Here is an 11,270-nt window from a genome sequence, read left to right on the forward strand (position 1 = left end):
ACAGGGCCGCGCGCGGCGGAGCCGCTCAGCGCGTGGAGAACGAGTGCACCGTCGTCGACCGGTATGTCTGCCCCGGCCGCAGCACCGTCGAGGGGAACGACGGCTGGTTCGGCGAGTCCGGGAAGTGCTGGGTCTCCAGGGCGAAGGCGTCGCCCTGCCGGTAGACCCGCCCCGACGTGCCCGCGAACGTGCCGGTCAGGAAGTTGCCGGTGTAGAACTGCACACCGGGCTCGGTCGTGGCGATCCGCATCACCCGGCCGGACTCCGGCTCGGTCACCGTCAGGAAGTGCTCCGGACGGCTGGTGATGCCCTTGTCCAGCACGAAGTTGTGGTCGATCCCTTGCCCGTAGAGCACCTGCTGGTGCGCCTCCCGGATGTCCCGGCCGATCTCCTTGGCGCGGCGGAAGTCGAACGGGGTCCCGGCCACCCGGGCGAGCTCGCCGGTGGGGATGAGGGTCTTGTCGACCGGGGTGTAGCGGCTGGCGGCGATCTCCAGCCGGTGGTCGTAGATGGAGCCGCTGCCCTCCCCGGCCAGGTTGTAGTACGTGTGATTGGTGAGGTTCACGACCGTCGCCTTGTCGGTCGTGGCCTCGTAGTCGATGCGGAAGTCGCCCGCCGCCGTGAGCGTGTAGTCCACGCGCACGGTGAGCGTGCCGGGGTAGCCCATCTCGCCGTCGGGGCTCACCCGGCGCAGGGTGAGTCCCACGTCCGCGCCCTTGCGGAACGGCTCCACGGACCAGACGTGCTTGTCGAAGCCCTTGTCGCCGCCGTGCAGGCTGTTCGGCCCGTCGTTGATCGGCAGCTGGTACTTCTTGCCGTCCAGTGTGAAGGTGCCGCGTGCGATGCGGTTGCCGTAGCGGCCGATGAGCGCGCCGAAGTACGGGCTGTCCGTCACATAGGAGTCCAGGTCGTCGAAGCCGAGCGACACATTGGCGCGGCGGCCGTGGCGGTCGGGGATCTCCAGGGCCTGCACGATGCCGCCGTAGCTGAGCACGCGCAGCCGGGTGCGGGCGTTCTCGATCGTCCAGCGGTCGACCCGCGTGCCGTCCGCGAGCGTGCCGAAGTGCTCCTTCACCGCGCCTCCCTTGCCCGCGGAGTCCCCTCCGCCCACGGCGCTCTCCTGGCCCACCGCTCCTCCTCCGCCGGCTCCGTGGGCGGTGCCGGTCGTGGCGGCCGAGGCCGCCAGTCCGGCCGCCGCCGCCGTGATCACTGTGCGTCTGCTCGTGGTCATATGCGGCTCCAAAAGGCTAGATCCATGAGGGACAGCTGATGGGTTACGACCCGACCTTGCGCTTGTTCCAGACATCGAAGCCGACCGCGGCCAGCAGCACCAGACCCTTGATCACCTGCTGGTAGTCGGTACCGATGCCGACCAGCGACATACCGTTGTTGAGCACGCCGAGCACCAGACCACCGATGATCGCGCCGAGCACCGTGCCCACACCGCCGCTGGCCGAGGCGCCGCCGATGAACGCGGCGGCGATGGCCTCGAGCTCGAAGTTGAGGCCCGCACTGGGGGTGGCGGAGCCCAGCCGGGCGGCGAAGACCAGACCGGCGAGGGCGGCCAGCACACCCATGTTGACGAAGACCAGGAAGGTGACGCGCTTGTCCCGGACACCCGACAGCTTGGCCGCCGGCTGGTTGCCGCCGAGGGCGTACACATGCCGCCCCACCACGGTGTTGCGCATCACAAAGCTGAACAGGACGAAGAGCACGGCCAGGATCAGCAGTCCGTACGGCGCCCCGTGCCAGCTGGACAGCGTCATGGTGAACGCCATCACCGCGGCCACGATCGCGGCGCACTTGACGAAGAACAGCCCCAGCGGCACCACGTCCAGCTCATAGGCCGTCCGCTGCTGCCGGGCGCGCCACTCCTGCCAGACGGCGGCGGCGCAGACGACGAGGCCGATCACCATCGTGGGGTTGTGGTACTGGGTGTACGGGCCCATCTCCGGGATGAAGCCGGTGCTCATCTTCTCGAAGCCGTCGGGGAACGGCGACAGGGACTGACCGTCCAGCAGGATCTGGGTGCCGCCGCGGAAGGCCAGCATTCCGGCCAGGGTGACGATGAAGGACGGAATGCCTATGTAGGCGATCCAAAAGCCCTGCCAGGCCCCGGCCACCGCGCCGAGCAGCAGACAGAGGACGACCGCGAGGCCCCACGGCATATCGTGTTTGATCATCATGACGCCGGCGGCCGCGCCGATGAAGGCGACCAGTGAGCCGACCGACAGATCGATATGCCCCGCGATGATCACGATCATCATGCCGATCGCGAGGATGAGGATATAGCCGTTCTGCTGCACCAGGTTGGTGACGTTCAGCGGCCGCAGCAGGATGTCGTCCGACCAGATCTGGAAGATGACGATGATCAGGGCGAGCGCGACCAGCATTCCGTACTGCCGCATATTGGCCCGCAGACCCTGCAGCAGCAGCGTCCCGACGCTGGGCGGGCCCTCGGCCGGCGGTGGGGCCGGGCTCTCGGTCTTCTGGGTGGCCGTGCTCATCCTTCGTCTCCTCTGTCCCTCGTCATGTGGCGCATCAGAACTTCCTGCGTCGCCTCGGCCCGGGGAACCTCCCCGGTCAGCCGCCCGGCCGCCATCGTGTAGATCCGGTCGCACATCCCCAGCAGCTCGCCCAGCTCGGAGGAGATGAAGATGACGGCCTTGCCCTGGGCCGCCAGATCGTTGATGACCGTGTAGATCTCGTACTTGGCCCCGACGTCGATGCCACGGGTGGGCTCGTCGAGGATGAGCACTTCGGGACCCGCGAAGATCCACTTGCTGAGGACGACCTTCTGCTGGTTGCCGCCGCTGAGCCGGCCGACCCGCTCGAAGACCGTGGGCGCCTTGATGTTCATGGTGGTGCGGAACCGCTCGGCGACCCGTGACTCCTCGTGCTCGTTGACCACGCCGCGGCGCGCCACCTTGGTCAGCGAGGAGAGCGAGACATTGCGGCTGATGGTGTCCTCGAGGTTGAGGCCGTAAGTCTTGCGGTCCTCGGTGACATACGCGATGCCGTGGTCGATCGCCTCGGGCACGGTGCGGGTACGGACCTCCTGGCCGTCCCGGAACACCCGGCCGCCCGTATAGCGCCCGTACGCACGCCCGAAGACGCTCATGGCGAGCTCGGTGCGGCCCGCGCCCATCAGCCCGGCGATGCCGACGATCTCCCCGCGCCGTACGTTCAGCGACACCCCGTCCACGACCTTGCGCTGCTGGTCGATGGGGTGGTGGACGGTCCAGTCCTCGACGGCCAGGGCCACCTCGGAGGCGTCCTCGCCCTCGTACGGGGTGCGGTCGGGGAAGCGGTGGTCGAGGTCGCGGCCGACCATGCCGCGGATGATGCGGTCCTCGGAGATCTCGGCGTCGGCCTCGGGAGTCTCCCGGACGGTCAGAGTTTCGATGGTCTGGCCGTCGCGCAGGATGGTGACGGAGTCGGCGACCCGGCGGATCTCATTGAGCTTGTGGGAGATCAGGATGCAGGAAATGCCCTGCGCCTTGAATTCCAGCAGCAGATCCAGGAGCTTTCCGCTGTCCTCGTCGTTGAGCGCCGCGGTCGGCTCGTCCAGGATGAGCAGCTTCACCTCCTTGGAGAGCGCCTTGGCGATTTCCACCAGCTGCTGTTTGCCCACGCCGATATCGGTGACGCGGGTCTGCGGCGAATCCGTCAGACCGACCCGCTTGAGCAGCGCGGTGGCGTGTCTGAGGGTTTCGTTCCAGCTGATCAGGCCGCGCCGGGAGTGCTCATTGCCGAGGAAGATGTTCTCGGCGATGGACAGATAGGGGATCAGCGCCAGTTCCTGATGGATGATGACGATGCCGCGCTGCTCGCTCGCGCGGATGTCCTTGAAGGCGCACGCCTCGCCGTCGAAGAGGATCTCGCCCTCGTAGCTGCCGTGCGGATGGACCCCGCTGACCACCTTCATCAGGGTGGACTTTCCCGCGCCGTTCTCCCCGCAGAGGGCGTGGATCTCGCCCTGGCGGACACGGAGATTGACGTTGGAGAGCGCCTTGACACCGGGGAACGTCTTGGTGATGGAACGCAATTCGAGAATGGTGCTCATAACCCGGTACCGCCCTACTTCAGCTGCGACGCGGTGTAGTAACCCTGGTCGACCAGCACCTGGGTGTTGGACTTGTCGACGCTGACCGGGTTGAGCAGGAAGGTCGGCACGACCTTTTCACCGTTGTCGTACGACTTGGTGTCGCTGACCGGGGGCTTGCCGCCCGTCAGCTCCGCCTTCGCCATCGCCACGGTGGCCTTCGCCAGCTTGCGGGTGTCCTTGTAGATCGTCTGCCGCTGCTGGCCCCGGATGATGGACTTCACGGAGGCGAGCTCGGCGTCCTGCCCGGTCACCACCGGGTACGGCTTGGACTTGGTGCCGTAGCCGACGCCCTTGAGCGCCGAGAGGATGCCGATGGACATGCCGTCGTACGGCGACAGCACTGCGTCGACATCGCGGCTGCTGTACGCCTTGTTGAGCAGGTCCTCCATGCGGTCCTGGGCGGCGCTGCCGCTCCACTTCTCGGTGTAGAGCTGGTTGAGGCTGGTCTGCTTGGAGCGGACGACCAGCTCGCCCTTGTCCATGTACGGCTTCAGCACGCTCATCGCGCCGTTGAAGAAGTACTTGGTGTTGTTGTCGTCCGAGGACCCGGCGAACAGCTCGATGGAGAACGGGCCCTTGCGGCCCTTGGACAGCCCCAGCTTGTCGGCGATGTACTGGCCCTGGAGCCTGCCCACCTTCTCGTTGTCGAAGGTCGCGTAGTAGTCGACGTTCTTGGTGCCCAGGAGCAGCCGGTCGTAGGAGATCACCGGGATGTTGGCCTCATGGGCCTGCTTCAGGACGTCGGAGAGGGCCCCGCCGTTGATCGGCGCGATCACCAGCAGCCGATGGCCCTTGGTGATCATGTTCTCGACCTGGGACACCTGGGTGCGGACGTCGTCCTCGCCGTACTGCAGGTCCGTCTTGTAGCCCGCGGCCTGGAACTGCTTGGCCATGTTCCGGCCGTCGGCGATCCACCGCTCGGAGGACTTCGTCGGCATCGCGATGCCGATCGTGCCTCCCTTTTCCTTGCTCTTGTACCGGCTGCCGCCGACCGCTTCCTGGCCACAGGCCGTGGCGGTCAGCGAGAGCGCGAGGAGGCCGGCGCCTATCGCCGCGGCTCGTGCTCCTCTTACCGTGCGCATGGTGTTGGGGTCCTTCCCTGGGGCGTCGTTGCTTCAGGAACTGGGGAGGTCCGCGTCGGCGGTGAAACGCCGCAGCGGACCCGGCAGCCGGGAGCCGAGCGGGGACATTCCGCCGTCCGCGCCCAGCCGGGTGAGCAGGTCGAGCACGAGCCGCCCACGGCGCACCCGCTCACGGGCGCCGGCCAGCGCCACGTCGCGCAGCTGGGCGCCGTACGGGTAGATCCCCGGGGATTTGCTGAGCCCGAACTTCAGATAGATGGGGGCACCGCGCCGGATCAGCTCCGCCGCGTCATAGAGCCGCACATAGCCGCCGAGGTCGTCCGGGGCCTCGACATAGAAGTCCATCGGGGCGCGGGAGACCCGGCGGATCTCGGTGAGGTGCTCCAGCGTCAGGTCCGACGGGATGTTGATGGAGTCGGCCCCGAGCTGCTCGTACACCGCGAACGAGGCCGGGTTGACCGGGCCGACCAGCGCGGACAGCTTGAAGGTGGTGTCCGCCGGCAGCTCGCCGCGCGCCCGCAACTGGTTCAGCAGCCACAGCACGCCCTCGTCGGCCACCAGCAGACACTTCACGCCCAGCGAGACCGCGCGCAGCGCGTCCTCCACACAACCGGCCACCGCGTCATGGCCACGGGCGCGCAGCCCCCCGCCGCCGGAGTCGGAGCGGGTGGCGGCGCCGATGTCCCAGGTGCCGCGGGGGCCGGTGAACAGGCACAGCTCGGCGTTCCGTTCGGCGCAGGACTCCACCATCTCGGTGATCTCGGCATCGGTGAGCATCCAGACGCCGCTGCCCTGGCTGATCCGGTGGATCGGCACATCCAGCCGCCCGGCCTCCTTGAACACGGTGGCCAGTGCCTCCGGGCCCTCGACGGAGGGGATCTCGGTGCGCCAGGTGCCGCCGTCGGGGAAGGTGTGCGCGGAGGCGTCGGCGGGGTCGGGGGCGGGCGTGGCGTGGCCGAGCGACGCGAGGGCCGCGTCGGCGGGGCGGCGGGGGCCGGAAGAGGCGGGTGAGGCGGCGGTCACGGTGCTCCCTGTGGAGTGATGGCCGGTGGTTCGGCGTCCGGCTGGTGCTGCCCAGGACATCGTTGTCCGGGTGGGGCTGGGGTGATGACTAGAGACGGTCCGGAGGACTGGTGGGACGACTGGAGTCGGGCCCGAAAGGCTGGTGGGACGACTGGAGCCGGGAGCGGGAGGCTTGACACGGCGAGGTTTGGCACGGCGAGCTTTGGCACAGCGAGGTCTCACCCATGCGCTAGTCGAGGCCCTGCGGGCGCAGCAGCACCTTGCCGACGGCCGGATCGCCGCTGCCGACCAGCTCGATCGCGGAGGCGAAGTCGGTCAGCGGCAGCTCATGGGTGATCAGCGGCCGCAGGCTCAGCAGCCCCGCGTCGAAGACCCGTACGGTGTGCGACCAGGCGGCGGGCGGGGCCCCGAAGACGGTCTGCACCTCGATCTGGCGGACCACCAGATCGGTGGGGTCAAGACCCTCCGCGCCCGCCGCCGGGATGCCGGTGAGCACCAGCCGGCCGCCCCGGCGCAGCAGGGAGGCGGAGGTACGGGCGGCGGAGGCCGATCCGGCGGTCTCGATCACCACGTCATAGCCCGAGAGCTGGTCGGACAGCTGGTCCCGGGTGCGGAACTCGGTGCCGCCGAAGGACAGCGACAGCTGCTCCCGGTCCGGGCGGGTGCCCACCACCAGCAGCCGCGCGGGGGAGACGGCGGCGAGGAACTGCACGGCGATCATGCCGAGCGTGCCGGTGCCGACCACCGCGACCCGCTCACCGGGCTGGGCCCGGGCCTTGAGCGCGGCGGCGGCGATGCAGGCGGCGGGCTCAAGCAGCGCGGCCGCGCCCAGGTCGGCGCCGTCGGACAGCGGGTGCAGCAGCCGGGCCGGCAGGGCCAGGGTGTCGGCCATCGCCCCGGGCTGGGTGAAGCCGGTCTCCTCGTACCCGGCCGTGCACAAGGTGGTGTCCCCGGCGTGACAGCGGTCGCACACCTGGCAGTTGCGGAATCCCTCGCCGACGACCTTGCGGCCGAGGAGCGCCTCCGGGACGCCCGCGCCGACCGCCTCGACCGTCCCGGACCACTCATGGCCGGGGATGACCGGGTAGCGGACGTACCCCTCGGGCCGGTTGCCCTGGTACAGCTCGCGGTCGCTGCCGCAGATCCCGGAGGCGTGCACCCGCACCCGTGCGTCACCGGGGCCGGGTTCGGCGATCGCCCGGCTCTCCAGCCGGTGGCTGCCGGGCTTGTCGAGTACCAGGACGTCTTCCGTGCGGCTCATATGCATCGGCTCCCCTCGGCACCGTGCGTCTCGAGCCCGTTCGGACGTCGGCCCTTCGGCCCCTGAGCGAGGCGCGTGCCGACTGGACGAAGCCGGGCGGCCGCGGCGACGGGCGGCCGTATCTCGACGACGGCGCGACGTTCCACGGCGCTCATTCGCCTCGCCCCCCGGAGGGATTGCGCTTCTCCCAGCCCTCGGCCCATAGGTCGAAGCGGGCCTGCTGCTGGGGGAATTCGGCCGCCGCGTCGGTGTCCAGCTCCACGCCGAGACCGGGCTCGTGGGAGAGCTGGAAGTAGCCGTCCACGACCTGCGGGGCGCCCTTGACCACCTTCTTGATCTCCGCGTCGGCGAAGTCGTTGAAGTGCTCAAGGATCTTGAAGTTCGGGGTGCAGCCCGCGAGCTGCAGCGACGCGGCGGTCAGCACCGAGCCGCCCACGTTGTGCGGGGCGATCAGCACATAGTGGGTCTCGGCCGTGGCGGCCAGCTTGCGCGCCTCGCCGATGCCGCCGATGTGGCCGACGTCGGGCTGGATGATGTCGGTGGCCTGCGACTCGAAGAGCTCACGGAACTCGATCCGGTCGTGGATGCGCTCGCCCGTGGCGATCGGCAGCCGCGTCTTCTCCGCGACCTTCGCGAGCGCCTTGAGATTCTCCGGCGGCACCGGCTCCTCCAGCCATGACGGGTGGAACCGCTCCAGCTCGCCCGCGATCCTTACGGCGGTCGCCGGGCTGAACCGCCCGTGCATCTCCACCAGCAGCTCGGTCTCCGGGCCGATCGCGTCCCGTACGGCCTCCACGAGGGAGAGCGAGTGCAGGGTCTCGGCGTGGTCCAGCTCGAAGTGGCCGGTGCCGAACGGGTCCAGCTTCAGCGCCCGGTAGCCGCGCTCGACCACCGTGGAGGCCGCCTTGTGGAACGCCTCGGGCGTGCGCTCCACGGTGTACCAGCCGTTGGCGTACGCCTTGACCCGGTCCGTCACCTTTCCGCCGAGCAGCTGCCAGACGGGCACCCCGAGCGCCTTGCCCTTGATGTCCCAGCAGGCCATCTCCACACAGGCGATGCCGGACATCACGATCTCGCCCGCCCGGCCGTAGTCGCCGTACTTCATCCGCCGGACCAGGTCCTCCACCGCGAACGGGTCCGACCCGGCGAGGTGATTGGTCTCGGCCTCGCGCAGATAGCCCAGCAGCGCATCGGTCCGCCCGAGCATGCGGGTCTCGCCGACGCCGGTGATCCCCTCGTCCGTATGGACCTGCACATAGGTGAGATTGCGCCAGGGGGTGCCGACGACATGCGTACTGATACCGGTGATGCGCACAGCAATCGACCCTTCGCGATGTTCGATATTTCGTCACACGTTCGAAATCTTGACGTGACGGTAGTAAGCGCCCGTCAGGGGTGTCAATGGTTGTGCGTCGAATGACGTTCGAACGTGACAACCCATCATGACCGATCAAGAACCATCATGACCGATCATCTCGCAGGACAACATGGCTATCGGGATGTTCGTTGCGACGCCCGCACTACCCGCCGCCGCGCTGCGCCTTCACCAGGACCTCGCCCGCCGTCGTCCGGTCGTACAGAACCGATCGCCCCGCCCGGCGCCTGCGGACCAGATGGGCCTCGCGCAGGACGCGCAGATGGCGGCCGATCGAGCCCAGGGTCTGGCCGGTCAGGGCCACCAGGTGGGTGGTGCTCTTCGGGGTGTCGAGGAGGAGCAGGACGCTCGCGCGGGCCGGGCCGAGCAGGCGGGCGAGGGGGTCGGCGGCCGGTCGCGGGTCGGGCGCGGCGAGGGCACCGGCGCAGGGATAGATCACGGCGTAGCGGTGCGGCGCGTCCCAGGAGACCCATCCGGTGACGGGGGTGACGGGGACGAAGAGCAGCTGGGCGCCGTGGACCGCGCGGGGCGGGTTGTCGTGGGCGTTGATCTGCAGCCGGCTGCCGCCCAGCCATCGCATCCCCGGGCGCATGCCGTCCAGGACGGCCGCCCAGCCGCCCTGGCTCACCTGCCCGGTGCGCGCCACCACATCGGCCTCGATGATCCGGCGGCGGCGCGGCCAAGTGGGCCGTACGGCTTCCGTCCACACCCACTCCAGCAGTTCCGCGAGGAGCCCCGGCAGATCGTCGCGGCGCAGCGCGGGCGGGAGCGGGGAGCGGCCCAGGGAGACCGTGAGGTCGGAGCGGGCGGCGGCGGAGGCCGTCGTACGGATCCGGGCCAGCTCCTCCTCGAAGGACGGCTCGCCCTCGCCGGGCGGCGCCTGGGTGAGGAAGTCCGCGAGCCAGGTCCGGCCCAGGGCCGCCCGGACGAGCAGCGCGGTCACCGGGTCGTCGGCCAACCGCGCCCGGTAGGCGGGCAGATGGGCCTCGAGCCAGGCTCGCTCGCCCGGGTGCGCGGCGCTCACCCGCTCCAGGGTGATCAGGGCCGCGGTGGTCTCGGCCAGGGCGGAGAGGACGAACCGGCCGCCCGCGAGCGTATCCGCGTCCACCAGCCACAGCCCCATCCGGCCCCCCGCCGCCACCCCGTGGTCGCGCGTCGTTTCGCGTCGTTTCGCGTCCGTGCGAAACATTAACGCCGACGCGCGGCGACTCCCGAGTCTGAAGGCCATGCGCACCTTTTCGGAAGTGTTCCGGGTCCCGGAGTTCACCCCGCTGTTCCTGGTCTCCGCCACACAGGTGGCCGCCTCGACGGCGAGCGGCCTCGCCCTCGGCACCCTGGTCTACGCCGCGACCGGCTCACCGCTGCTCTCCGCGCTCAGCATGTTCGGCCCCTCGCTCGCCCAGGTGGCGGGCGCGCTGGCGCTGCTGTCGGCGGCCGACCGGCTGCCGCCGCGCGCCGCGCTGTCCGGGCTGTCGGCGCTCTTCGCCCTGGGGACCGCCGCGTTGGCCCTCCCCGGGCTGCCCGTGGCGGCCGTCCTCGCCATCGTGTTCGGGCTGGGCGCGGCGGCCTCCCTCGGCGGCGCCGTCCGCTACGGGCTGCTCACCGAGATCCTGCCCAAGGACGGCTATCCGCTGGGCCGTTCGGTGCTCAACATGTCGGGCGGCACCATGCAGATCGGCGGATACGCGGCCGGTGGCCTCCTCGTGACCGCCCTGTCGGCGCGCGGCACCCTGCTCACCGCCGCCGCGCTGTATGTGCTGGCCGGAGCCACCGCCCGGTTCGGCCTGAGCGGGCGTCCGGCGCGGGCCGAAGGGCGGCCCTCGATCGCCGAGACCTGGCGGGTCAACGCGCGGCTGTGGTCCTCCGCCCCCCCGCCGCCATGTCTACTACGCGCTCTGGGTGCCCAACGGGCTGATCGTCGGCTGTGAGTCCCTCTTCGTGCCCTACGCGCCCCGGCACGCCGGGCTGCTCTTCGCCGTCGGCTCCCTCGGCATGCTGATGGGGGACCTCCTCACCGGACGGCTGCTGCCGCCGCACCGGCGGGAGCGGCTCGCGGCGCCCCTGCGGCTGCTGCTCGCCGGGCCGTATCTGGTCTTCGCCCTGCACCCGCCGCTGCCGCTCGCGCTGGCCGCCGTCGCCCTCGCCTCGATCGGCTTCTCGGCCACGCTGCCGCTCCAGCAGCGGCTGATGGCCCTGACACCGGACGGGATGAGCGGCCAGGCCCTGGGCCTGCACTCCTCCGGCATGCTCACCATGCAGGGCGTGTCCGCCGCTCTCGCGGGCGCGCTGGCCCAGCCCTCCTCACCGGCCGTGGCGATGGCCACGCTGGCGGCGGTCTCCGTGGCCGTCACCCTGGCCCTGGCCCCGGGGCTGCGGGGCGATCCCGGGGCACGTCGGCCTCACGTGGCCGCGTCGGAGGGG

The 11,270-nt window shown here is 70.1% G+C and carries 8 protein-coding genes and 1 pseudogene; 1 reads left to right on the forward strand and 8 read right to left on the reverse strand.

Features of this window, described 5'->3' with window-relative positions:
- Window positions 1-25: 25 nt before the first annotated feature.
- The 8 genes from GWI24_RS31400 to GWI24_RS31435 form a co-directional block, all read right to left on the reverse strand.
- Window positions 26-1,231: an aldose epimerase family protein gene (locus GWI24_RS31400; RefSeq protein WP_210949359.1), complete on the reverse strand. Its 1,206-nt coding sequence runs from the start codon at window positions 1,229-1,231 to the stop codon at window positions 26-28.
- Between the two features lie 43 nt (window positions 1,232-1,274).
- On the reverse strand, window positions 1,275-2,507 hold the full coding sequence (mmsB, locus tag GWI24_RS31405) for a multiple monosaccharide ABC transporter permease (RefSeq protein WP_210949361.1): 1,233 nt from the start codon (window positions 2,505-2,507) through the stop codon (window positions 1,275-1,277).
- Window positions 2,504-4,066 (reverse strand): multiple monosaccharide ABC transporter ATP-binding protein, encoded by a 1,563-nt coding sequence (gene mmsA / locus GWI24_RS31410; RefSeq protein ID WP_210949363.1) that lies wholly within the window; start codon window positions 4,064-4,066, stop codon window positions 2,504-2,506. Before mmsA ends, mmsB begins: the two co-directional genes overlap by 4 nt.
- Window positions 4,067-4,080: 14 nt before the next feature.
- Complete coding sequence (gene chvE / locus GWI24_RS31415) at window positions 4,081-5,190, reverse strand: multiple monosaccharide ABC transporter substrate-binding protein (protein WP_210949365.1); 1,110 nt, start codon at window positions 5,188-5,190, stop codon at window positions 4,081-4,083.
- Window positions 5,191-5,223: 33 nt separating this feature from the next.
- On the reverse strand, window positions 5,224-6,213 hold the full coding sequence (locus tag GWI24_RS31420) for a hypothetical protein (RefSeq protein ID WP_210949367.1): 990 nt from the start codon (window positions 6,211-6,213) through the stop codon (window positions 5,224-5,226).
- Between the two features lie 229 nt (window positions 6,214-6,442).
- Window positions 6,443-7,474 carry a zinc-binding dehydrogenase gene (locus GWI24_RS31425; protein WP_210949368.1) on the reverse strand — a complete coding sequence of 344 codons (1,032 nt, stop codon included), beginning with the start codon at window positions 7,472-7,474 and terminating at the stop codon, window positions 6,443-6,445.
- A 151-nt stretch (window positions 7,475-7,625) separates the two neighbouring features.
- Window positions 7,626-8,789 (reverse strand): mandelate racemase/muconate lactonizing enzyme family protein, encoded by a 1,164-nt coding sequence (locus tag GWI24_RS31430; RefSeq protein WP_210949370.1) that lies wholly within the window; start codon window positions 8,787-8,789, stop codon window positions 7,626-7,628.
- Window positions 8,790-8,994: 205 nt separating this feature from the next.
- Window positions 8,995-9,972 (reverse strand): helix-turn-helix transcriptional regulator, encoded by a 978-nt coding sequence (locus GWI24_RS31435; protein WP_210949372.1) that lies wholly within the window; start codon window positions 9,970-9,972, stop codon window positions 8,995-8,997.
- A 103-nt stretch (window positions 9,973-10,075) separates the two neighbouring features.
- Here GWI24_RS31435 and GWI24_RS31440 point away from each other — a divergent pair.
- A pseudogene (locus tag GWI24_RS31440) lies at window positions 10,076-11,270 on the forward strand (MFS transporter); the annotation flags it as partial.

The organism is Streptomyces sp. MK37H, assembly GCF_018035285.1.
Classification (GTDB): Bacteria; Actinomycetota; Actinomycetes; order Streptomycetales; family Streptomycetaceae; genus Streptomyces; species Streptomyces endocoffeicus.